20 protein-coding genes, 2 tRNA genes and 3 pseudogenes are annotated in these 20,723 nt (G+C 68.9%); 11 read left to right on the forward strand and 14 right to left on the reverse strand.

Annotated features, from left to right (window positions below; all coding sequences use genetic code 11):
* Positions 1 to 10: 10 nt before the first annotated feature.
* The 3 genes and pseudogenes from BJF85_RS24215 to BJF85_RS24225 form a co-directional block, all read right to left on the reverse strand.
* Positions 11 to 898, reverse strand: a pseudogene (locus BJF85_RS24215) (glycosyltransferase); the annotation flags it as partial.
* Between the two features lie 12 nt (positions 899 to 910).
* The gene (locus BJF85_RS24220; RefSeq protein WP_075850247.1) at positions 911 to 1,786 is read right to left on the reverse strand and encodes an ABC transporter ATP-binding protein; all 876 of its coding nucleotides are present in this window, start codon (positions 1,784 to 1,786) and stop codon (positions 911 to 913) included.
* Positions 1,787 to 1,791: 5 nt separating this feature from the next.
* Entirely contained in the window at positions 1,792 to 2,712 is a 921-nt protein-coding gene (locus tag BJF85_RS24225) for an ABC transporter permease (protein ID WP_075850248.1), read from the reverse strand.
* Between the two features lie 324 nt (positions 2,713 to 3,036).
* Between BJF85_RS24225 and BJF85_RS24230 the strand changes: the two genes are divergently transcribed.
* Positions 3,037 to 4,536 (forward strand): hypothetical protein, encoded by a 1,500-nt coding sequence (locus BJF85_RS24230; protein WP_075850249.1) that lies wholly within the window; start codon positions 3,037 to 3,039, stop codon positions 4,534 to 4,536.
* 1 nt (position 4,537) lies between these two features.
* Here the strand turns inward: BJF85_RS24230 and BJF85_RS24235 are convergent, their stop codons facing one another.
* A complete protein-coding gene (locus BJF85_RS24235; RefSeq protein ID WP_075850250.1) occupies positions 4,538 to 5,089 on the reverse strand; it encodes a bacterial proteasome activator family protein in 552 nt (183 codons plus the stop codon).
* A gap of 304 nt (positions 5,090 to 5,393) precedes the next feature.
* On the opposite strand from BJF85_RS24235, the gene BJF85_RS24240 reads away from it, so the two are divergent.
* Positions 5,394 to 6,593, forward strand: coding sequence for a cysteine desulfurase-like protein (locus tag BJF85_RS24240; protein ID WP_075850251.1), 1,200 nt, complete (start codon positions 5,394 to 5,396; stop codon positions 6,591 to 6,593).
* Between the two features lie 15 nt (positions 6,594 to 6,608).
* Here the strand turns inward: BJF85_RS24240 and BJF85_RS24245 are convergent, their stop codons facing one another.
* Positions 6,609 to 7,583: an NAD(P)H-quinone oxidoreductase gene (locus BJF85_RS24245; RefSeq protein ID WP_075850252.1), complete on the reverse strand. Its 975-nt coding sequence runs from the start codon at positions 7,581 to 7,583 to the stop codon at positions 6,609 to 6,611.
* 170 nt (positions 7,584 to 7,753) lie between these two features.
* On the opposite strand from BJF85_RS24245, the gene BJF85_RS24250 reads away from it, so the two are divergent.
* The 3 genes from BJF85_RS24250 (at position 7,754) to BJF85_RS24260 (ending at position 10,034) form a co-directional block, all read left to right on the forward strand.
* On the forward strand, positions 7,754 to 9,256 hold the full coding sequence (locus BJF85_RS24250) for a M20/M25/M40 family metallo-hydrolase (RefSeq protein ID WP_075850253.1): 1,503 nt from the start codon (positions 7,754 to 7,756) through the stop codon (positions 9,254 to 9,256).
* A 239-nt stretch (positions 9,257 to 9,495) separates the two neighbouring features.
* Positions 9,496 to 9,927: a MarR family winged helix-turn-helix transcriptional regulator gene (locus tag BJF85_RS24255; RefSeq protein WP_255375900.1), complete on the forward strand. Its 432-nt coding sequence runs from the start codon at positions 9,496 to 9,498 to the stop codon at positions 9,925 to 9,927.
* Positions 9,928 to 9,949: 22 nt separating this feature from the next.
* Positions 9,950 to 10,034: transfer RNA gene (locus BJF85_RS24260), tRNA-Ser, on the forward strand.
* Positions 10,035 to 10,091: 57 nt separating this feature from the next.
* On the opposite strand, the gene BJF85_RS24265 is transcribed toward BJF85_RS24260, so the two are convergent.
* The 5 genes from BJF85_RS24265 to BJF85_RS24285 all read right to left on the reverse strand — a co-directional run bounded on the left by BJF85_RS24265 (position 10,092) and on the right by BJF85_RS24285 (position 14,506).
* Positions 10,092 to 11,447 carry a site-specific integrase gene (locus tag BJF85_RS24265; protein ID WP_075850255.1) on the reverse strand — a complete coding sequence of 452 codons (1,356 nt, stop codon included), beginning with the start codon at positions 11,445 to 11,447 and terminating at the stop codon, positions 10,092 to 10,094.
* Positions 11,447 to 11,662: an excisionase family DNA-binding protein gene (locus BJF85_RS24270; RefSeq protein ID WP_075850256.1), complete on the reverse strand. Its 216-nt coding sequence runs from the start codon at positions 11,660 to 11,662 to the stop codon at positions 11,447 to 11,449. The genes BJF85_RS24265 and BJF85_RS24270 overlap by 1 nt, the downstream gene beginning before the upstream one ends.
* Before the next feature lie 739 nt (positions 11,663 to 12,401).
* The gene (locus BJF85_RS24275) at positions 12,402 to 13,595 is read right to left on the reverse strand and encodes an AAA family ATPase (RefSeq protein WP_083666671.1); all 1,194 of its coding nucleotides are present in this window, start codon (positions 13,593 to 13,595) and stop codon (positions 12,402 to 12,404) included.
* A gap of 193 nt (positions 13,596 to 13,788) precedes the next feature.
* Complete coding sequence (locus BJF85_RS24280; RefSeq protein WP_075850257.1) at positions 13,789 to 14,244, reverse strand: hypothetical protein; 456 nt, start codon at positions 14,242 to 14,244, stop codon at positions 13,789 to 13,791.
* A 1-nt stretch (position 14,245) separates the two neighbouring features.
* A complete protein-coding gene (locus BJF85_RS24285; protein ID WP_255375901.1) occupies positions 14,246 to 14,506 on the reverse strand; it encodes an AlpA family transcriptional regulator in 261 nt (86 codons plus the stop codon).
* 201 nt (positions 14,507 to 14,707) lie between these two features.
* Here BJF85_RS24285 and BJF85_RS31770 point away from each other — a divergent pair.
* The 5 genes and pseudogenes from BJF85_RS31770 to BJF85_RS28280 form a co-directional block, all read left to right on the forward strand.
* Positions 14,708 to 14,920 (forward strand): annotated as a pseudogene (locus tag BJF85_RS31770) (GntR family transcriptional regulator); the annotation flags it as partial.
* Positions 14,921 to 14,998: 78 nt separating this feature from the next.
* Positions 14,999 to 15,553, forward strand: a complete 555-nt coding sequence (locus BJF85_RS24290) for a hypothetical protein (RefSeq protein WP_369822294.1) — start codon at positions 14,999 to 15,001, stop codon at positions 15,551 to 15,553.
* A gap of 3 nt (positions 15,554 to 15,556) precedes the next feature.
* A complete protein-coding gene (locus BJF85_RS26895) occupies positions 15,557 to 15,964 on the forward strand; it encodes an HAD family hydrolase (RefSeq protein WP_083666672.1) in 408 nt (135 codons plus the stop codon).
* 8 nt (positions 15,965 to 15,972) lie between these two features.
* Positions 15,973 to 16,194 (forward strand): HAD family hydrolase, encoded by a 222-nt coding sequence (locus BJF85_RS26900; protein ID WP_158057135.1) that lies wholly within the window; start codon positions 15,973 to 15,975, stop codon positions 16,192 to 16,194.
* A gap of 397 nt (positions 16,195 to 16,591) precedes the next feature.
* Positions 16,592 to 16,680, forward strand: a tRNA-Ser gene (locus tag BJF85_RS28280).
* Positions 16,681 to 16,774: 94 nt separating this feature from the next.
* Here the strand turns inward: BJF85_RS28280 and BJF85_RS24300 are convergent.
* Genes BJF85_RS24300 through BJF85_RS24310 form a run of 3 tightly spaced genes read right to left on the reverse strand, consistent with a single transcriptional unit; the run spans position 16,775 to position 18,359 of the window.
* Positions 16,775 to 17,281: a DinB family protein gene (locus tag BJF85_RS24300; protein WP_075850302.1), complete on the reverse strand. Its 507-nt coding sequence runs from the start codon at positions 17,279 to 17,281 to the stop codon at positions 16,775 to 16,777.
* A 48-nt stretch (positions 17,282 to 17,329) separates the two neighbouring features.
* A complete protein-coding gene (locus tag BJF85_RS24305) occupies positions 17,330 to 17,953 on the reverse strand; it encodes an ImmA/IrrE family metallo-endopeptidase (protein WP_075850259.1) in 624 nt (207 codons plus the stop codon).
* A gap of 4 nt (positions 17,954 to 17,957) precedes the next feature.
* The gene (locus tag BJF85_RS24310; RefSeq protein ID WP_075850260.1) at positions 17,958 to 18,359 is read right to left on the reverse strand and encodes a helix-turn-helix domain-containing protein; all 402 of its coding nucleotides are present in this window, start codon (positions 18,357 to 18,359) and stop codon (positions 17,958 to 17,960) included.
* A gap of 650 nt (positions 18,360 to 19,009) precedes the next feature.
* Between BJF85_RS24310 and BJF85_RS24320 the strand changes: the two genes are divergently transcribed.
* Complete coding sequence (locus BJF85_RS24320; protein WP_075850262.1) at positions 19,010 to 20,155, forward strand: glycoside hydrolase family 3 protein; 1,146 nt, start codon at positions 19,010 to 19,012, stop codon at positions 20,153 to 20,155.
* A gap of 28 nt (positions 20,156 to 20,183) precedes the next feature.
* Here BJF85_RS24320 and BJF85_RS24325 read toward each other — a convergent pair.
* Positions 20,184 to 20,593: pseudogene (locus BJF85_RS24325) on the reverse strand (SsgA family sporulation/cell division regulator).
* Positions 20,594 to 20,723 lie beyond the last annotated feature (130 nt).

Consider the following 20,723-nt stretch of genomic DNA (forward strand, 5'->3'; position numbering starts at 1 on the left):
TCGGGGGCTTCTAGTAGCGGTAGAAGTGTTCTTTTCGGCCTTGGCGGACCAGGCGGAGCCACTCCACGAACGCCTTCGGGTCGCGTTTGACGCCCACGAAGTACAGGCCGAACCGCAGGACCTCGAGCGCGCCGATCTTGCGCATCCCCGGCTGTGACAACAGGAAACCCCGGTTGCGGTACGTGTAGTAGCGCTTGACCTCGTTCTCCGGGTCCTGCGCGTGGAACCGGCCACCGAGCATCGGCTTGAACTCGTCCGAACCGTTCGGATGCAGATACGCCGTACGCAGCGACGTGCCGAACGGCAACCCCGAACGCACCAACCGCCGGTGCAGCTCCACCTCGTCGCCGCGGAAGAACAACCGCAGATCCGGCACGCCCGTCACCTCGAGCGTCGAGGCGCGGAACAACGCGCCGTTCATCAGCGACGCGATGCCCGGCAGGAAATCCTCACCGAGCTCCGCCGACGAACGCTTCCACGTCAACCCGCGCCGCAACGGGAATGCCAACTTCTCCGGCTCGTCGATGTTGACCACCGTCGGCGAGATCTCCGCCAGCCCGCGCCGCTCGGCCTCGGCCAGCAGCGTCTCCAGGACGTGCTCGTCGGCGGGCCTGCCGTCGTCGTCGGCCAGCCACACCCACTCGGCGCCCAATGCCAACGCGTGCAGCATGCCCAGCGCGAACCCGCCCGCACCCCCGAGGTTGCGATACGACGGCACGTACGTCACCGGCCGCCCGTACGCCTCCACGACGTCGCGTGCCGACTCCTCGTCCGGACCGTTGTCCACGACGATCAGATGGTCCACCGGCCGCGTCTGCGACTCCAGGACCTTCAACGACTCGGCGAGCAGTTCACGGCGGTTGCGCGTGACGACGACACCGGCGACCGCGCCTCGGGGAGGGCCTGCATGTCAGCCGCCGTTCGTGGACCCGGCGGGCGCCGGGGAGTCGGCAGCGGAGTCGGCCGCATCGGCGGAAGCGGCGGGCGCGTCCTTGGCCTTGGCCTGGCCGAGACGTTCGAGCACCTCGCGGCTGACGTTCTGGAACGGGTCCCGGCCCTTGTACTCGGTGAGGACCTCGCGCAGCCGGCCGTGCTCGCGCACGCGACCCTCGTCCATCCACATCGCCTGGTCGCACAGCTCGAGCAGCAGCTCGTCGGAGTGGCTGGCGAACACCAGGATTCCGGAGCGCTTCACCAGGTCCTTGAGCCGATCGCGGGCCTTGTTCATGAACGACGCGTCGACCGCGCCCAGACCCTCGTCGAGGATCAGGATCTCCGGGTCGATCGAGGTGACCACGCCCAGGGCGAGCCGCACGCGCATACCGGTCGAGTAGGTGCGCAGCGGCATCGCCAGGTAGTCGCCGAGCTCGGTGAACTCGGCGATGTCGTCGAGCCGCTTCTCCATCTCCCTGCGGCTCTTACCGAGGAACAGGCCGCGGACGATGATGTTCTCGAAGCCGGAGGTCTCCGGGTCCATGCCGACGCCCAGGTCGAACACGGGCGCGACCTTGCCGCGGACCCGCGCCGAACCGCGCGTGGGCTCGTAGATGCCCGACAGCAGTCGCAGCAGCGTGGACTTGCCGGCGCCGTTGTGGCCGACGAGTGCGAGCCGGTCGCCGTCGCGGAGCTGCAGGTTCACGTCCTGCAGGGCCTCGACGATCGGGACCTTCGAATCGGAGCCGATCTTGCCGCCGACCTTGCCGAGGACCCGCTTCTTCATCGACCGCGTCTTGGCGTCGAAGATCGGGAAGTCCACGTAGGCGTTGCGGACGTCAATGCTGACCATTGGTGTCACACCCAATACGAGACACGGGCACGGTAGTTACGCATGACCACGAGCGCGAGCGCCCAGCCGCCGACCGTGATGGCGATGGCGACGATCCAGCTGATGCCGTCGATGTGCTGACCGATCAACGGCGCACGCACGATCTGCACGAAATGGTAGAGCGGGTTCATCTCGATGTACGGCAGAGCCCAGGACACGCCGTCCCGGCCGCCGCCCGCGTACAGCTGGTCGATCGGCCACACGATCGGCGTCAGGTAGAACAGCAGCTGGATCAGCGAGTTGATGAGCTGCGGGATGTCGCGGTAGCGCGTCGAGATGATGCCCAGCATCAACGTGACCCAACCGGCGTTCAGCGCCAGGATGACGAAGCCGGGGATCGCGGTGAGGATCATCCAGTCGATGCCCGGGTGGCACAGGCCGTGGCCGGTGACGCAGGCGTCCTCCTGGACGGAGTACTGCTGCGACAGGGCCGGGAAGAAGATCGCCACGATGATCACGTAGACGATCACGTTGTGCGCGGCCATCAACGTCTGCCGCCACACCGTGCGCAGTCCGTAGATGGTCAGCGGCGCCGGCATCTGTTTGATCAGACCCTCGTTGGAGATGAAGGTCTGCATGCCCTCGGTGATGCAGCCGCTGATGAAGCCCCACACGATGAAGCCGGTGACGATGTAGGGCAGGAACGTCTCGATCGGCAGACCGAACAGCTGCGAGTACAGCAGGCCGAGACCGAGGGCGATGACGCCCTGCGTGATCGTCAACCAGAACGGGCCGATCACCGACCGCCGGTACCGCTGCTTGATGTCCTGCCAGCCCAGGTGGCCCCACAGTTGACGCTGGCTCAGACCCGTGCGGATGTCACCGAACGCGCGCTTCCAGGACCGGCTTCCGGTGACGGGCTCGGTGTCGGTGGCGTCGGCGTTCATCGATGACTTCGTCCCTGGGTCCTCGCCTGATTCGCCTGATCCGCCGCCGTGGGAATCAGGTGCCTTTGAGGTGCTTGTGGCATGCACGAGATATGAGGGTACTGCTGCCGAGATCGGTCGAGCGCGCGCGTCGGGTTCCGGCGTCGGCGCGTCGCCCGTCCGGGTGGTGCGACGTCGGAAATCCCTGGTCACGGCGTTGGATCCCGAAGGGTCACCGTCGCGTGCGGAGCCCGATGTGAGGGCCGTGTGAGGGCACGTGCCGGGTCGGCGCTGCGGGACCCGGGAGTCCGCCGGCTGCGGGGTCGGCGCTGGTAGTTTGCGGCCGTGAACCGATTGGTCGGAACCGCGCTGGGCCTGCTGGTCGTCTTCGCGTTCGGCGTGTGGCTGGCGTGGTCGCACGTCACCGACGCGACGCTGGTCGCCCTCCGGTACGCCACGAACCTCGCCGACGGGCACGGCCTCGTGTTCAACCCGGCGGACTACAGCTCCGTCGAGGGATTCGGCAGCCTCGCCTGGACGCTGTGGAACGCGCTGTTCGCGGTATTCGGCGCCGACCCGGTCCTGGTCGCGAAGGTGACGGGCGTGGCGCTCGGCGTCCTGACGCTGGCGCTGCTGATGCGCGCCGTCGACGGCTCGGCCGCCGTCGTCGCCGGCTGCACCTACGTGCTGTTCCTGCCCACGTTCTTCCACCTCACCGGCGGCCTCGAGACGGCGGCCGTGGCACTGGTCGTGCTGCGGATGGCCGTGCTGGGCATGCGGGTCATCGAGGAACGGCACGTGCCCGACTTCGAACCGCCGCTGCTGTTGCTGCTCGCCGCGACGCTGCGCCCCGAGATCCTGCTGGCGGTGCTGCCCGGGTTCGTCGTGTGGTTCCGTTCGCGGCGGTTCTCCCGTTCCGCGCGGGCGGGCATCACCGTGGCGGTGCTGCTGGCGGTGGGCGCGTTCGTGTGGACCGTCGTGCAGTACGGCCACTTCGTGCCCCGGCCGGTGGCCGACGTGTTCGGCGACGTCGGGCTCAACACGGCCTGGCTCGGTGCGACGCTGTTGGTGTTCGCGCCGCTGGTGCTGCTCACGGTCGGCCTGCTGACGTGGCCGGAACTGCGCGGCGTCGGCGCGTTCTTCTGCGCCACCGTGCTCGCCGCCGGACTGCCGTACGCGATGCGGGTCGACCTCGCCGACGACGATCTGCACCGGTACGCGTTCGCGATGTTCCCCGTGCTGTGCCTGGCCGCCGGGGTCGCCGTGTCGGCGATGACCGGCGTGCGGTTCGTGCAGGCGATCGTCGGTTTCCTCGTGGTGGGCTGGGTGGCCGTGACGGGTGCGCTGTCACCGGACCTGGCCTCGACCGCCACCATGGGCGTCGACCTGAAGCGCACGCACGAGGCCATCGGCAGGGGACTGGCCGAGTCCGACGTCGACGCGGGCTCGCGCAGCGTCGCCGTCGCCGACCCGGGCGTCATCCCGTACTACAGCGGCTGGCACGCCGTCGACTACAGCGGCCGCAACGACGCGATGATCACCGACGGCGCGCGGCCCGACGGCGTGGTGCGCGGCGCGCAACCGTCGGTGATCGTGGTGCCCTCGCCCGACGAGAACATCCCCGACAACGTCAGCGGCCTCGACGTGCCGGTCGCGGTGGCCGGCTACTCGCAGGTCGGCCCGTTCCAGGCACGCGACGGCAGCTGGCAGTTCGTCTACGTGCGGCCCGAGTGGGCGAACCAGGTCGAGGTGGCCGTGCGCGCCGCCGTCGCCCGCGGCGAGGAGCAGTACGGCAACGACTACGAGGTCACCATCAACCGCTGGCTCGACAGCGTCCGCCGCTGAGCTACAGGTATTGGCCGGGGTTGCCGATGCCGCTGGGGGCCTCGCCGGAGCCCTGGGGGAGGCCGCGGCGCATCTGCTCCAGCTGGGCCCTGGCGGCCATCTGCTGGGCGAACAGCGCCGTCTGGATGCCGTGGAACAGCCCCTCCAGCCAGCCGACGAGCTGGGCCTGCGCGATGCGCAGCTCGGCGTCCGACGGCGTGCGGTCCTCGGTGAACGGCTCCACGAGACGCTCGAGCTCCTGCCGCAGGTCGGGTGCGAGAGCCTCCTCGAGCTCCTTGACCGACGTCTGGTGGATCTCGCGCAGCCGGTCCCGGCTCGCGTCGTCGAGCGGTGCGGCGCGCACCTCCTCGAGCAGCTGCTTGATCATCGTGCCGATCCGCATGACCTTCGCGGGTTCCTCGACCATCTCGCCGACCGCGTCGGCCGTGTGCTCGTCGGATTCGCCCTGCTGGTTCAGTCGCGCGGCACCGACCGGGGAACCGTCCGGTCCGACCACCATGACGTTGTGTTCGTCGGCAGCTCCTGCCGCGTACGGCATGTTCGACTCCGTCATAGCTCCATCCTGGCGCAGGCTCGGTTGACGTACAGCGTTGAGGTGCCGGGCATCCGGGGTGTGGCCGTCGGTCGTGCCGCCCGCCACAGGGACCGCCCGATTCCCGAGCGTAATCGGTGCCGGCACGTTCTCGGATTCCACCTGGGGATATACGTGAATCCCCCACCGGTTCGGTTGATTCGTCCGGTTTCTCGGTGGCGCAAGCGGTCACGCTGTGTCGAGCGCGCTCTGCCGGTCGGGTGGTCCTCGCGCAGCACAGCGGCCCCGGCTGCGCGGCGAAAACGCGGCTCCGTACCTTGTTCGCATGGCGTTTGACGTCGCTCGGATCCGTGGGTTGTTCCCCGCGCTGGGTGACGGTTGGATTCACTTCGACGGTGGAACCGGAATGCTCGTCCCTGAACAGGTCGCGTCGGCCGTTTCGACGGCGATGCGGGCTCCGGTGTCCGGACCGGGCGGAGCGTTTCCGGCCTCACAGCGTGCGGAGAGCATCGTCGCCGCGGCGCGCCGGGCAGTGGCTGACCTCGTCGGAGGTGAGCCCGAGGGCGTGGTCCTCGGGCCGAGTTCCGCTGTGCTCGTCGCGCAGCTGGCCGACACCCTGTCGACCCGTTGGACCCTCGGCGACGAGGTCGTCGTGTCGCGGCTCGACGAGGAGGCGAACATCGCCCCGTGGGTGCGGGCGATGAACCGCGTCGGCGGCAACGTGCGCTGGGGCGAGATCGACATCGAGAACTGCGAACTGCCCGCGTGGCAGTACGGCGACCTGATGGGCGCGCGCACGAAGGCCGTCACGGTGACGGCCGCGTCCGGTTCCGTCGGCACCCGCCCCGACCTCGGCCCCATCACCGCCGCGGCCGAGGAGGCGGGCGCGCTGATGGTCGTCGACGCGACCTACGCGGCGCCGTTCCTGCCGCTCGACGTCGACACCCTCGGCGCGGACGTCGTGGTGCTGTCGGCCCAGGCGTGGGGCGGCCCGCCGATGGGCGCGCTGGTGTTCCGCGACCCGGCGCTCATCGAACGACTCCCCGCGGTGGCGCTCGACCCGGACGCCCAGGGCCCGGAGCGGCTCGAGCTCGGCCCGCACGCATATCCGCTGCTGGCCGGTCTGATCGCGTCGGTCGACTACCTCGCCGGCCTGGACGACTCCGCGTCGGGCAGCAGGCGGGAGCGGTTGCTGACCTCGCTCGGCTCGGCGAAGTCGTACCAGTCGGGGCTGCTGGACCAGCTGTCCGCGGACCTGCGGTCGTTGCCGCACGTGACGGTCGTGGGCGATGCGGTGCGGCGCATTCCCGCGTTGGCGTTCTACGTCCGCGACCGCAAGGCCTCCGACGTCGCCGAGTACCTGGCACGCCAGGGGTTGTGCGCGTTCGCCGACAACGGCGCGGGCGGCCTGTTCGAGGCCCTCGGCATCGGCGAGGTCGGCGGCGCCGTCCGCATCGGACTGGCGCACTACTCGAACAGCTTCGAGGCCGGCCAGCTCGTGCGGGTCCTCGACGAACTGGCCTGACCCCGGCCGGCTCGGCTACTTCGCGGTCAGGATGATCTTGCCGAAGACGCCGCCCTCGTCGAGCGTGCGGTGCGCCCGCGCCGCGTCCTCGAGGGGCAGCACCTGGTCGATCACCGGCAGCACGGTGCCCTGGTCGATCAGCGGCCACAGCCGCGTGCGGACGTCGGCGACGATCTCGGCCTTGCTCTCGAGCGAACGCGACCGCAGCGCCGTCGCCGACACGGTGCCGCGCTTGCCCAGCAGCTTGGCGATGTTGAGCTCGCCCTTGATGCCGCCCTGCATGCCGATGATCACGAGGTGCCCGCCGTCGCGCAACACGTCGATGTTGCGGTCGAGGTACTTGGCGCCCATGTTGTCGAGCACGATGTCCGCCCCGCCCGTGGCCGCGGCGAGTTCGGCGACGAAGTCCTGCTCGCGGTAGTCGACGGTGATGTCGGCGCCGAGCTGACGGCAGTTCTCGAGCCGTTCGGCCGAGCCGGCGGTGACCGCGACGGTCGCGCCGAGCGCCTTGGCGACCTGGATGGCGTGCGTGCCGATACCGCCCGCGCCGCCGTGCACGAGCACCACGTCGTCCTCGGACATCCCGGCGTGCATGACGAGGTTCGACCACACCGTGCACGCCACCTCGGGCAGACCCGCCGCGGACACGAGGCCGACCTCGCTGGGCAGCGGCAGCAGCTGTCCCGCCGGCACGGCCGCCTTCTCCGCGTAGCCGCCACCGGCCAGCAGCGCGCACACCTCGTCGCCGACCTGCCACCCCGTGACGCCCTCGCCGAGCTCCGTGATCGTGCCCGAGCACTCGAGCCCGAGGAGCTCGCTCGCGCCGGGCGGCGGCGGGTACTTGCCCATCCGCTGCATCACGTCCGCCCGGTTGACCGCGGTCGCCGCGACGTCGAGCAGCACCTCGCCGGGCGCGGGCTCGGGATCGGGGACCTCGGTCAGCACGAGGTTCTCTGGCGGTCCTGGTTCCCGGATCGTGATCGCGCGCATACCGCGACTGTATGTCACCACTCCGTCTCACTTCAGCCACGGCGCAGGCGGCGCCGGCGCCCGACCTGCAGCGGTGCGCGGACGGCCCGTGTCTTTCCTACGAACGGACCTTGACGTACCGGAAAACTCGCACAAAAGTGACGCCGCACAGCAAAGAAGGGGACTGAAGAATGTCATTCCGCATAGGGAAGTTACGGTCCGCCGTCGCGATCGCGGCCAGTGCGGGCCTGGTGCTCACCGGCTCCGCCACCGCGGCAGCCACGACCACCACCCAGGACGAGCTGCTCGGCGATTCGATCGAGCGCAGCCAGCTTCAGCGACACCTGATCGCGATGCAGCGCATTGCCGATGCACATGGGGGAAACCGGGTTTCCGGTTCGCTCGGCCACGAGACGTCGGCCGAGTACGTCGCGCAGCGGCTCGAGGCCGAGGGCTTCGAGATCACGCGCCAGGAATTCCCCTTCGACTACAACGAGACGCTCGCCGAGGAGCTTTCCGTCGGCGGACAGGACGTGCCGATCACGGCGATGTCGTTCACCAAATCGACCGAGGAGGGTGGGCTGACCGCGCCGCTGGCGGTCGTCGAGTCCAGCGACGCCCCGGGTTGCGACGTCTCCGACTACGGCGACGTGACCGGCCAGGTCGCCCTCGTCGAGCGCGGTGAGTGCGACTTCGCGCAGAAGCAGGCCGCGGCCGCCGACGCGGGCGCCGTCGCCGCGTTGATCTACAACAACGAGCCCGGCCCGCTCAACGGCACGCTCGGGGACGCCGACGCCGCGCGCATCCCGACCGCCGGCGTGGCCCAGGAGGACGCGCAGCAGCTGATCGACGCCGACGGTCAGGACGTCACGGTCGACGTGCGGCAGCTGATCGAGGAGCGCAACACCTACAACCTCATCGCCGAGACCACGACCGGTCGCGACGACAACGTCGTGGTGGCGGGCGCGCACATCGACAGCGTCGCCGACGGGCCCGGCATCAACGACAACGCCACGGGTTCGGTCGGTCTGCTGGAGACCGCGCTGCAGCTGGGCGGCTCGCCGGACATCAACAACAAGGTCCGCTTCGCCTGGTGGGGCGCCGAGGAGTTCGGCCTGATCGGCTCCACGCACTACGTCAACTCGCTGTCGGCCGACGAGCAGCTCGACATCGCGATGTACCTGAACTTCGACATGATCGGCTCGCCCAACGCCGGCTACTTCACCTACGACGGCACCTACCCGGACAGCGGGCTGCCGTACGGCACACAGGCGATCACCGACACGTTCACCGAGGCCATGGACGGCCGCGGCATCGAGTTGGAGACCGAACCGGTCAGCGGCCGGTCGGACTACGCGGAGTTCGCGGCCTACGGCATCCCGATCGGCGGCGTCTACACCGGTGCCGACGGTGTGAAGACCGAGGAGCAGGCCGAGAAGTGGGGCGGTGAAGCGGGCGTCACCTTCGACCCGTGCTACCACACGCCGTGCGACAACCTGGGCAACGTCGACTACGACGCGTTCACCGTCAACGGCCAGGGCATGGCCGACGTGATCGCCGACTACGCGATGAGCACCGAGGACGTCAACGGCATCGCGCCGCAAGAGGCCAAGGACCGGGCGGCCGTCGCCGAGCAGCGTTCCGCGCAGCAGACCACGCTGGCCGCCGCCGGCGCGCACGAGAACACGCGCTGACGCGGTTTCCGGCCATCACCGCTGACACCGGCGAGTCCGGCCGACGCGGCTGACGCGGCTGACGCGGCTGACAATCCCTCGCGCCCGCTTCCCCCGGGGAGCGCGCCGATGTTTTGCGGCTGGGCCTGTGTTTTTCCGACCGGGCGCGGGGGCCGGTCGCGGGAGCCGTGCGCGGTGGGCAGGGCGGATCCGTCTAGTCTCCGTGCATGGGTGGGACGCGCTGGCTGACGGACACGGAGATGACGGCCTGGCGGCCGTACATGGTCGCGACGTTGCGACTGCGGCAGCGCCTGCACCGCGAGCTGGCCGACGAGCACGACGTCTCACTGATCGACTACGAGGTCCTCGCCGCGTTGTCGTCCACACCGGACGGTGCGATGCGGATGACGGAACTGGCCGACATGCTCGGGTCGACGAAAAGCCGCCTGTCCCACCAGGTCGCGCGCATGGAACGCGTCGGCTACGTCCGCAGGGGATCCGACCCCGGCGACAAGCGGGGTGTCACCGCGGAACTGACCGACGAGGGGCAGCAACTGTTGCACGCGGTCGCGCCCACGCACGTGCGCGGTGTGCGGGCCCATCTGATCGATCTGCTGTCCGCGGACGAGCACGTCGCGCTGGGCGAGGTGTTCACGCGCGTGTCCGCACACCTGACCGAGCTCGACGAGTGAACCGTTACCCTGGCTCCCGCGAGGAAGCGTGGCAGAGCGGCCGAATGCACTCGACTTGAAATCGAGCGTGGGGCAACCCACCGGGGGTTCAAATCCCTCCGCTTCCGCAGCTGTGAGCAGGCGAAACGCCGGGCCGGACGAGATATCCGGCCCGGCGTTTCGCGTCAGGGTGAGCAGTTTGGGTTGCAGTTCCCCACCTCAGACGGTGTCGGGGCACCCTCCGGAGGCTCACCGCCGTCGTCTTCGCCGCTCCCTTCGGTCTCGGTTTCGGGCTGCCAGTACAGGTCCCCGATCTGGTCCGCGATCGACGTCATCAGCTCCGGCGTCATGTGCTGATACCGGGTCGTCATGGCCACGTGCGACCAGCCCATGACGTCCATGACCGCCCGCCCTGGAACGCCGAGCACGAGCAGCATGGTCGCTGCGGTGTGCCGGGCGTCGTGCAGCCGCGCGTTACGGACTCCCGCGTCCTTGAGCAGGCTCTTCCACGCGCCGTGGTCGGTGCGGGGGTGGATCGGTGTGCCGGTCGGGCTCGCGAAGACCCAGCCTTCGTCCGTCCAGAGGTCGCCCGCCTGGACCCGCTCGCGTTCCTGGTCCTTCCGGTGCTGCTTGAGGGCACGCAACACGGGTGTGGGCAGCGCGACGACTCGACGGCCGGCGCGGGACTTCACTTCTTGCGCGACGACGCCGCCACCGTGGCGCCGGGGGCAGTGTCCGGCGTGCCGACGTCCGCACGGGTTCGCCGCGGTGCAGCCATGTTTCCACTTCACGGGCTGGAGCGATCGCCGGATGGCGAGCGTCCGCCCGTTGAAGTCGATGTCTCGCCATTGCAGGCCCAGCGCTTCACCCTTCCGCAGTCCGAGCGTCAGTGCGATGACGAAGCGCGCGCCGTTCCGACGAGTCCGGCAGACGTCGAGCAGCTTGGTTGCTTCCTCCTTCGTGAACGGGACGATCTCGTCCTCCGGGACTCGTGGGGCACGAGCGATCTTCGCGGGGTTCGTCGCCACGTGTCCGCGGCGAGTGGCCTCGCTTAACGCGGCTCGGATCGTCCGGTGTGCGTGGTGGACGGTCGCGGGCTTGAGGTTCTTGCCGTGCTTTCCCGTGGCCGTGGACATGCGCTTGTACAGCGATTCGAGGTGCTCGGGGCGGAGCTTGTCGATGCGGTGCGCCCCGATCCCGGGGATCAGGTAGCCGTACACCGATGCGCGGTACCCGACCAGGGTGTTGTTGCGGACGGACTGTGCGGCGATGTTCTCCACCCAGTGCACGAGCCATTGCTCAACTGTCCACGCACGACCCGGCTTCCGGGTCTTGCCGCTGTCTCGCTCCTGTTCGAGCTTCCGGACAGCCTTGATCACGGCACCTTCGCTCTTGCGCTTGACGTGGCGACGGTCGGGCTTGCCGTCGTCGCGGACGCCCATGGTTACCCAGCCGTGCCAGTAGCCGTCCGATCCCTCGAAGATGGAGCTGGCGCGGTTGGGTCGTCGGGTGCCGTCGGGGTTCTTCTTCTTGCGTGCCATCAGGCGAGTGCTCCTTCGGTCAGACGGTGCGTGTACGCGGTAAGGGCGTCGGCGGGTATGCGGCGGAGGCGGCCGACGCGGACGGTGGTGATGTGTCCGGCCTTGATGAGCGCGTACATGGTGGTGCGGCCGACGGAGAGTCGGTCGGCGGCTGCTTCGACGGTCAGCAGTACGCGCGTGGTGGTGGTGCTGGTGGTGTGTTGGGCGGTGTCCAACGTGTGCTCCCGTGGTTCGCGGTGGTTGCGGGTCGCTGGACTGGCATGGTTTTTCTCCTTCGTGTCGACGGGTGAGTTAGTTCGGTGCGCTCTGGCGGCGCGGGTCTTCTGGGGCCTATTGGCGGGGCCGCTGCGCGTGGGGCTAACTGGCTAACTCGGCTAACTTTCTGCTGCTCAGCGCGGATGTCGGTCCGGCGAGCAGTCGAGTTAGATTCCTAACTCGGTTGGGACGGGCTAACTCGTCGGCTAACTCGCGCATGGCCGCTTGGTGGCGCGCGGCCGGCCGAAGGGAGGGAGTCGGCACGGCGGCGTGAAAACCCGCGTTCTGGGGCCTTCCAGGGCGTCGATTCCCTCGCCTCCCTGGACTCCCTTGAGGGCTGTTTTTGCAGGTCAGTCCTAGGGAGTCGAGCCAGGGAGGCGGGCAGGGAAAACTCCCTCGCTCTCGGTCGACTCCCTCGCTGATTCCCTGTCGATCCCCTCCGCCGATACGCACGCACTGTGCTATCCGTGTCACGCATGGTGATGAAGGGAGCAAGAGTGCAAGGGAGCAAGGGCGCAGAGGGGTGCTCCCTTGGCGCGCTCTTGGCGCGCGGTTTGGGGCGGTGACAGGTGTGACACGGTGACAACGGCACGCCGGTCACATCTGTCACTGTGTCACTCGATGCCCTGTGACCTGCGAAAACCGATGTGACAGGTGTCGGGCCGGTGTTCGGTGCCGGTTCGGTTGGGAAGGGTGCAGTCATGAGCGCACTCCTGCTCCCTTGCGCTCTTGCTCCCTTGCACCCTTGGTGTCGTCGGGTTCGTCGAGCCGCCAGACCCACGCCGTGCCGTCCTTGACCGAGCGAGCGCCGATGTCGGTCTTGGCGCGCTTTAGCTGGTCCTTGCTGTACATGCCTGCCGCGTGACCCTGCTCGGTGATGTCGGCGGCCGGCGCGCTGCCACCCTGGCTGCGCAGGTACTCGCGCAACCATGTGCGCACCTCGTCGCGTTCGCTGGCTTCGCCCTTGGCCGGCGGGGCGTCGTCGAGCAGCTCGTTGACGTGCACGTCGGTCTCGCCGAGCATCACCAGCCGCCCCCACGAGGCGGGGCCCTCATCGGTGTCCAGCTCGACGGACTCGACGGTGTAGCGATAGGAGGGCAGATCGAGGCTGCCGAGGTTGTTCTTGGCCTGCGAGATCACGCAGGTGCCGTCATCGGATGTGGTGTCGCGGGCGAAGGCGATCGCTGCGCGGGCGACGGCGGAGAAGGCGCGCGAGCCAGTGATCCGGCTCAGGACGTCGGTGCCGCTGGCCTTGTTGAAGTGGGCGAGCCCGAAGATCGCGCATTCGGCCGTGTCTGCGAGCCGCACGAGTGGTTCGAGCGCACCGCGAAGATCGCGGTCCTGGTTCACGTTGATCGTCGCGTCGACCACGGACATGAGCGGATCGACCACGAGTAACCCGATGTCGTGGACGGCCATCTCGCCGGCGAGGGCGTCGCAGTCGCGCGGAAGTGACAGCGGCAGGGTGTGGCCGGTGACGTGTTCGACCTCGACGCGGTACACGCGTTGCATGTCGGCGCCGGCGGCGATGAGTCGTCCGGCGAGCGTACGTTCCCACGAGTCCTCGGTGGCGGCGTAGATGACGCCCCGGGGCTGGCCCAGGTGCAGACCCGGCAACTCGCCGAGCGTGACGCGGGCAGCGAGCCAGGCGCAGAACAGGGACTTGCCGATGCCTTCGCGACCGGGGCCGATCGTCAGGGCGCCATGCGGAATGCGCCCGTCCCACAGCCAGTACGTCGGGCGCAGGCGGATGCCCGCGGCCGGGGTGAGCGTGACCCGCCGCCCGCCCGTGGGCGCTGGTGGTGGGTCCTCGTCTGGTGGTGGCTCAGGAATCGCGGCTTCCGGGCCGTCCACCGGGTGCAGGTGCCGCGCGGCGGTGTTCGGGTGCGTCACTGTTGATGCTCCTCACGAGCGGAGTTGGCGTTCCCCGATCGACCTCGATTCCTGCTGGTCGCAGACGTGAATCGGGGTCGATCGGCGTGCAGGTCGATCGCGTGGGAATCCGGCCCGGCGGGGGCGTTCAACACCACCGGATCGGTGGCGGGCGGGACCTCCCCGCCGGGCCGGACGTGTGGGACTCCGTGGTTCAGCCGGCGGTGGTGGCCAGTTCGCGCCGGCGTGCCGTGCGCTGCCGGGGTGTGGCCGCCGGCGGCTGACCGTAGAGCTCGTGCACGCGCTGCCGGATCTGCTGCAAGCGGCGGTAGGCACGGGTGCCGCGCTTGATGGCGGCTGCCGAGACCTGCGCTTCCTCGATGCCGAGCGCGCCGTGTCCGAACACAAGCTCGCCGACCATCGCGCGGAACTCCTCGTCGGAGGAGAGGAAGTCGGCGAAATCTGTGTCGTCGCAGTCCCAGACCAGCGTGTAGACGATGTTGGCGATGTCCTCCGCGGACATCGGAACCGTCATGGTCAGCTCAACCAGCACCGGAGTGGGGTTGTCCTGTCGGTGCGAGGCGATGAACGCGTCGCAATGCCCGGCGGCGCTCGCAATGCCGCGAGCCGTGGCCTTGTCTCCCGTGAACGTGGCGTCCGTGCGATGCATGTCAGGCCACCTCCCCGGCCTGCTCGTCGCTGGCGGCTGCCGAAACGCCTTCGACGACGTACGCCTGATAGGCGGCCTCGCCGCACTCGTCGACATAGGCGTTCACGGCGCTACCCGGAACCCGGAGCGTGCCCTTGCCCGTACCGAGCTTGAGGGCGTCGAGCTTGCCGGACTCGATCGCGCGGTAGATCGTCGCGACGGAGACGTCCAGGGCCTCCGCGACTGCCTTCACCCGGTACATCCGGGTACCCTCGAACTGCATCGATGCTCCCAAAGTCTCGATGTCCGCCCCGCTCGGTGTGCCAGCACCGGTGCGGGGCTTTTGCGTTTCACCGCTCTGTGAGCGACACCAGAGACGTTAGATAGGTCTGCTAGCAGAGTCAAGCTAGGTCTACTAGTAAACCTTGTGGCAAGTGGTAGTTCACCTATATGGGCTAGCTGGGCGTGGGGTACGGTGTCCGGCATGGAACCGCTAAATCCGGATGACCCGCGCCCTCCGTTTCAGCAGGTCGTAGACGTTCTGCGTGCCTCGATCGCGACGAACAAGCTGGAGCCTGGCGATCGGTTGCCGTCCTATGCCGAGATGGCCGAACGATTCGGCGTGGCGCCGATGACCGTGCAGAAAGCGATCGGTGTCCTCCGCGATGAGGGCTTGATCGTGACTCGGCAGGGGCGTGGTTCGTTCGTTCGCCAGAAGACCGAACGTGCTGTCGGACTCCGACCGCACGTCGAGCAGGTCTTTGAGCAGGGAGACGTGTCGATCGACTTCGCGGGGTTCTCCGGCGAAACCCTGTACGGAGTCGTGAGCGAGCCGCTGGACAAGATCCGGGCGGGCAAGCTCAGGCCGTCCAGCGTGCGCGTGCGAGTGTTGATTCCGGACCTCACGCAGCCGATCGGGATTCCGTCTTTGGCGGTGGATGGCACGGATTCACCGGCCGTGCGAGCGCGTGCACGGCGTATCGCGGAGCGGTCGATTCAGGGACTCGTGGACACGGTGCACGAGCTGGGCGCTCTGGGTCTGGTCCAGTCGGCGACAGCCGAGGTGCGGACGTTCCACGCGGCCCCGTTGTTCAAGCTCTACATCCTCAACGGTTCCGAGGTCTTCTTCGGCTTCTACACGGTCGTCCGGCACTCTGTTGCCGTCTCCGGTGAACCCGTTGAGATCTTCGACGCCATGGGCAAAGACTCGGTGTTGTTCCACTACTCGACGACCGAGGACGCCGATTCCGTCGAGTCCCAGCACGTCGAGCAGTCGCAACTGTGGTTCGACAGCGTGTGGGACTCCGTCGCGAAGAAGCTCGAGGGCTGAACCATGTTCGAGCTGGCGCCGATCAAGGCGGTGCTCTTCGACTTCGACGGCCCGATCTGTGACGTTTTCGCCGGTTACTCGGCACCCTCGGTGGCGCGTGAGCTGGAGAGGGTGGCCGGTCGTGACAGCGGAATCGATGACCCACACGAGGTCCTGCGGAACGCCGCCGGCAGTCCTGTGCTCGATGCGGTGGAGGATGCGCTTGTTGCGGCTGAGCTGACTGCAGTGGAGTCGGCTGTTGCGGCCGCCGGTGGGCTGGAGTCTGTGCGTGTCGCGCTCGATGCCGGGCTACGCGTCGGTGTCGTCAGTAACAACGTCGGCGCTGCCGTAGAGCGGTTCCTGTTCCGGGTGGGCATGGCAGGGCCAGTCTGGCCGGTCGTTGGGAGGCCGTACCGGGCGCGGAACGGATGAAGCCGGACATGTGGCCGCTGGAAACGGCCCTCGACGCGATCAAGGTCGAGCGCGCCGAGGTTGTCTTCGTCGGCGATTCCAGGACAGACGTCGAGGCGGCCAAGAAGTCGCACCTCCGCTGCGTGGCCCTGGCCAACAAGGCAGGTAAGCGCGCGATGTTCGAGGCCGCCGGCGCGGACGCGATCGTCGACGACATGGACGAACTTCGCGAGAGTCTGGAGGCTCTCTGAACGGCTGGAACACTGGTGGGTAGTGAGCCGTCGTGCTTGATGTGTCGACGCCGTATGGGCGATCTCATGTCGCTGTGATTTGCCCGTGGAGCGGTTCGCACGAGGTCTCTGGTGTGATGGACGGGGCCCGATCGTTGGTGCTGCGACGATGTTACGAACTAAGTCGTCGACGGACGCGCCGTTTTCGCTGGTAAGCGAGTTAGTTCGTAAGTTCGTTTAGTTCGTGCAGGCCCGGTGGGCAGGCTGAGATATCGGGGGAGCGCCCCGAGTGTTCCAGCCGTACTTGCCTGTCCGCGAACGTCGGGCCCTGGGTTCCGGGTGTGCAGTTTGGGTTGCAGTTCACCGACGGCCGGACCACCGACACGTGTTGCTGCATTCTCATCGCGCGCAGGTCAGCGAAGGGTTGATCGCTGCCGAACTGCCATTCTTCGAACTTGAAATCGAGCGTGGGGCAACCCACCGGGGGTTCAAATCCCTCCGCTTCCGCAGCTGTGACCAGCGACAACGCCGGATCGGACCTCGCGTTCGGTCCGGCGTTTCGCATGCTTGGTCTCAGTTTGGTCTCAGTCTCGGTCCCGGTTCACACGCCGGTGCTGCCGTCGATGCGTTCCCGGAGCAGATCGGCGTGCCCGTCGTGACGGGCGTACTCGGCGATCATGTGGGTGTAGATCCAGCGGAGGCTCACCTCCATCCCGTGGAAGGACGCCGTGTCGTCGAGCGCGCGCCCACGGCAGTTCCGCACGGACACGGCGATCTCCTCGCGCCACGCCGCCATCGCCTGCTCCGCGGACACGTCGTCGTGGAGGGTGAATCCCTCGTCGTGCCCGCCCTCCCCGGTCGCCGGGTACACGGCGGGGACGTCCTCCCCTGCGAGCGTCCGGCGGAACCACGCGCGTTCGACCTCGGTCATGTGCTGCACCAGGCCCAGCAGGGTGAGCGACGACGGCGGTGCCGAGGCGGTGCGCAGCTGTTCCTCGTCCAGGCCCTCGCACTTGAGCGCGAGGGTGTCCCGGTAGAAGTTCAGCCAGGCCGCGAGCGTGGTCTCCTCGCCCGCGGTCGTCGGTGGGCGGACTCGTTCGACAGTCATGGCCGTGAGCATGGCACCCCGCCCCGACGGTTTCGCCCTCGTCGACCGTCAGGCCGCCGTGGCCGCAGGCCGCGGTCGTTTCGCGCGGTACCGGCCCGCGATGGTGCGGGCACCGGTCGCGTTGAGCCGCCAGCGGGCCATCGCCGTGCTGACGACGAACCGTCGGGCGGCCGTGGCGTCCGACCACCCCCGCAGCGCGGCGACGCGGGCGGCGTCCCGCGGGATCAGCAGTTCGCCCGCGAGCTCGTCGGCCTCGTGCTCGGCGGCCGCCCGGGTCGGCAGCGAGACGGTCGCCGGGGTGGATGTCGGGGCGGTGCCGCACATTCCGGCGCCGGAGGCGGGCAGGTCGAGTTCGTGCTCGAGCAGCACGTGCGCCATCTCGTGGGCGATGGTCGCCCGCCTGCGTCGGTGGTCGTGGACGTGGTTCTCGACGATCACCCGCACGTCGCCGAGCGCGATGAGCGCGCCCGAGAACGTGTCTGCCGCGGGGCCGGTGAAATGCCGTACCGCGGCCCGCGGCAGGTGCGGATCGGCGAGGCTGTGCACGGGAATGCCGTACAGCTCGGCCAGCGCGTACGGGTCGAGGGGGTCGAGCGGTGTCGCCCCGAGTTCCTCGCGCACCTGGAGCGCGAGTCGTGCGGCGTGCGCCTTGAATCCACGTCGCAGCACCATCTGCTCACCCCTCGTCCTGGTCGGCGCCGCCGGCGCTCCCACCGTCAGCCCCGTCGGTCCGGTTCCGCGAGATGCGCCGCATCGTGGCGCCGACGATCTCCAGCAGGTACTCCTTGTCGGCCTCGGCGAGATCGGTGCGCGCACGCAGGAGCATCGCCAGTTGGGTCTCGAGCGCGGGCTCGGGGTCTTCGTCCGGGTGGGTCGTGAACCGCTCGGCGGGCGTGCCGAGCCACTGCACGAGGGCGATGAACCCGTCCAGGTCGGGCCGTAATCCGTTGCGCATCCGGCTCAGCAGGGACGGGCTCACGTCCGCCTCGTCGGCGACCTGGCGCCACGACAGACCGCGTGCCGCGCGCTGGTCGTCGAGCGCGCCGGTCAGCCGCGGCAGGTCGATGCGACCGGACATGTCGGCTCCTTCGGGCAGAGTGTTGACCACGCAAGCCTTGCAGGAACCCGACCCGCATGACTAGCGCCGCATTGCAGTACTGCGATAGCGTTGCAGAACTGAAACACACGCGGTGACGAGGGGTGGGGACAGTCCGATGAGTGCTCGAGAGGGCCACGAACACGTCGACGGAACCGACGGAACCGTCGGCAGCGACGGAATCGGTGGCAGCGGAAGCGGGGGAGACGGTGGGGGCGAGGGAGGTCGATCTGCCGCGCTGTTCGCCGTGCGGTTCCGACTCTCGCCCGATTCTCTGACCTGGCTCGTGACCAGGGACGACGTGGTGTTGTCGCGCCATGTCCGCAAGCGCGACGCCGAACGGCTGGCAGCCGCGCACGCGCGAGGCCTGCGACCGAGCGACTGGAGATCGAGCGGATGGACGGCACCCGCCAGGCGGTGCGCCGTTACGACACCGTCACGGGGACCCCGCCGGTCGCCGGGCCCGGTTCCGAGTCCGGCTCCGGACCGGTCCGCGCCTGCCGCCACAACGACACGAACTCGCCGTTCGTGACAGTTCGATTCGGCCGCCGCGGCCCATGCACACGGGTTCCGGCGCGCCGCGACACCGCCGGAGCGCGCGTCTCCGACGAACGCCGTACCGTTGATGCTTGATGAGAAAGCGTCTCTTGTTCGCGGCCATGAGCGGTCTGCTCGTCGCCGGGTGCGGCACGTCCGACACCGAAACCCAGAATGCTCCGACCCCGGGATCGGCGACGTCGGAGGCCCCGTCGTCGGCGCCTGCCGAGTCGTCACCGCAGCAGCGGGGCGGTGACACCTGCCCGGCCGCGGCCGACATGTCGCCGCGCGAGAAGGTCGCGCAGCTCGTCGTCGTCGGCGTCGAGACCGGCGTCGACGCGACGCGTCAGATCGTGACCGACGAGCAGATCGGCGGCCTGTTCGTCGGCGGCAACGCGACCGACCTGTTCGAGGGCGGCGCGCTCCAGTCGGTGCAGGAGGCCGCGAACGTGCCGGTGTCGATCGCCATCGACGACGAGGGCGGCCGGGTGCAGCGGCTCGACGACCTCGTGGGCGACATGCCGAGCGCCCGTGAGATGGCCGCGTCGATGTCGCCGGAGGAGGTGCGGCAGATGGCCGCCGAGCGGGGCCGGGAGATGGTCGACCGCGGCGTCACGGTCGACTACGCACCCACCGTCGACCTCACCGACGAACCGGCCGGCGAGGCGATCGGGGACCGTTCGTTCAGCACCGACCCGGCAACGGCGCGCGAGTACGCCAAGGCGTTCGGGGACGGCCTGCAGGAGGCCGGTATCCGGCCGGTCGTCAAGCATTTCCCCGGCCACGGCAACGCCAGCGGTGACTCCCACGTCGGCGACGTGACGACCCCGCCGCTGCCCGAACTGCGCGAGCACGACCTCAAGCCGTACGAGCGGCTCGGCGAGTACGGCGAGGTCGGCGTCATGGTCGGCCACCTCACGGTGCCCGAGCTGACCGAGGGGGAGCCCGCGTCGATCTCCCCGGCCGCCTACGAGCTGCTGCGCGAGGACTACGAGTTCGATGGCCCCGTCGTCACCGACGACCTCGGCGCGATGAAGGCGATCACCGACCGGCACCCGCTGCCCGAGGCGGTGCTGCGCGCCCTGCAGGCGGGCGCCGACCAGGCGTTGTGGTCCTCCGGCGGCAACGTTGCACCCGTGCTGGACCGCCTCGAACAGGCATACCGCGACGGTGACCTGCCCGAGGATCAGGTCGACGAGTCCCTGACGCGCGTGCTGCGCGCCAAGGACGCCTGCGGCTGACGATCGGGCGGGCCGGCGGCCGGGCGGTTCAGAACTGCGCGGTCGTCAGCTCGCTGATCAGCGCGTCGAGGTCCACCCGGTCGGCCTCGGTGCCCACGGGCACGATCGCCGTGGTGGCCTCGGCGAACCGCCGCACGTCGCGATCTCCATCTCCACGACGGCGTAGCCGTCCGGCGACTCGAGCTCGAGCACCAGGAACGTCTCGTCGGTGGCCAGGTCCGGCCGGAGTCGGATGTCTCCGATGCCGGCGGGCTGGGTCAGTCCGGTCAACAGCAGCTCACGAGAGAAGTCCCATTCGACCCACTCGCTCGCGTCGATGCGGAACGCGAGCGACACGGCGAACGGGTCGTCCGCGCGGTACATCAGACGGGCGAGCACCGGCGTGCTGCAACCGTTGAGGTACACGAACTGGCTCTGGTGTACGGCGTCGTTACGCACTGCACACTCCCGTCTCTCCGGTGCCGCCCCCTGCAGCGGCCTTCGCGAGTGAGACTCCTGGCTCGCCGCACTCTGATGCATCTTCGGTGGGAAAACTGCAGGACTTCGCCCGATTGGGGCACACAATGAC

Origin of the sequence: Saccharomonospora sp. CUA-673, from assembly GCF_001942305.1 — a bacterium.
In the GTDB taxonomy this organism is placed as follows: domain Bacteria; phylum Actinomycetota; class Actinomycetes; order Mycobacteriales; family Pseudonocardiaceae; genus Prauserella.

Bases quoted from the DNA above. Each gene is read 5' to 3' on its own strand.
- BJF85_RS24220 (WP_075850247.1), bottom strand. From the start codon at position 1,786: ATGGTCAGCATTGACGTCCGCAACGCCTACGTGGACTTCCCGATCTTC.
- BJF85_RS24225 (WP_075850248.1), bottom strand. From the start codon at position 2,712: ATGAACGCCGACGCCACCGACACCGAGCCCGTCACCGGAAGCCGGTCC.
- BJF85_RS24235 (WP_075850250.1), bottom strand. From the start codon at position 5,089: ATGACGGAGTCGAACATGCCGTACGCGGCAGGAGCTGCCGACGAACAC.
- BJF85_RS24240 (WP_075850251.1), top strand. From the start codon at position 5,394: ATGGCGTTTGACGTCGCTCGGATCCGTGGGTTGTTCCCCGCGCTGGGT.
- BJF85_RS24245 (WP_075850252.1), bottom strand. From the start codon at position 7,583: ATGCGCGCGATCACGATCCGGGAACCAGGACCGCCAGAGAACCTCGTG.
- BJF85_RS24250 (WP_075850253.1), top strand. From the start codon at position 7,754: ATGTCATTCCGCATAGGGAAGTTACGGTCCGCCGTCGCGATCGCGGCC.
- BJF85_RS24255 (WP_255375900.1), top strand. From the start codon at position 9,496: ATGACGGCCTGGCGGCCGTACATGGTCGCGACGTTGCGACTGCGGCAG.
- BJF85_RS24265 (WP_075850255.1), bottom strand. From the start codon at position 11,447: ATGGCACGCAAGAAGAAGAACCCCGACGGCACCCGACGACCCAACCGC.
- BJF85_RS24280 (WP_075850257.1), bottom strand. From the start codon at position 14,244: ATGCATCGCACGGACGCCACGTTCACGGGAGACAAGGCCACGGCTCGC.
- BJF85_RS24285 (WP_255375901.1), bottom strand. From the start codon at position 14,506: ATGCAGTTCGAGGGTACCCGGATGTACCGGGTGAAGGCAGTCGCGGAG.
- BJF85_RS26895 (WP_083666672.1), top strand. From the start codon at position 15,557: ATGTTCGAGCTGGCGCCGATCAAGGCGGTGCTCTTCGACTTCGACGGC.
- BJF85_RS26900 (WP_158057135.1), top strand. From the start codon at position 15,973: ATGTGGCCGCTGGAAACGGCCCTCGACGCGATCAAGGTCGAGCGCGCC.
- BJF85_RS24300 (WP_075850302.1), bottom strand. From the start codon at position 17,281: ATGACTGTCGAACGAGTCCGCCCACCGACGACCGCGGGCGAGGAGACC.
- BJF85_RS24305 (WP_075850259.1), bottom strand. From the start codon at position 17,953: ATGGTGCTGCGACGTGGATTCAAGGCGCACGCCGCACGACTCGCGCTC.
- BJF85_RS24310 (WP_075850260.1), bottom strand. From the start codon at position 18,359: ATGTCCGGTCGCATCGACCTGCCGCGGCTGACCGGCGCGCTCGACGAC.
- BJF85_RS24320 (WP_075850262.1), top strand. From the start codon at position 19,010: ATGAGAAAGCGTCTCTTGTTCGCGGCCATGAGCGGTCTGCTCGTCGCC.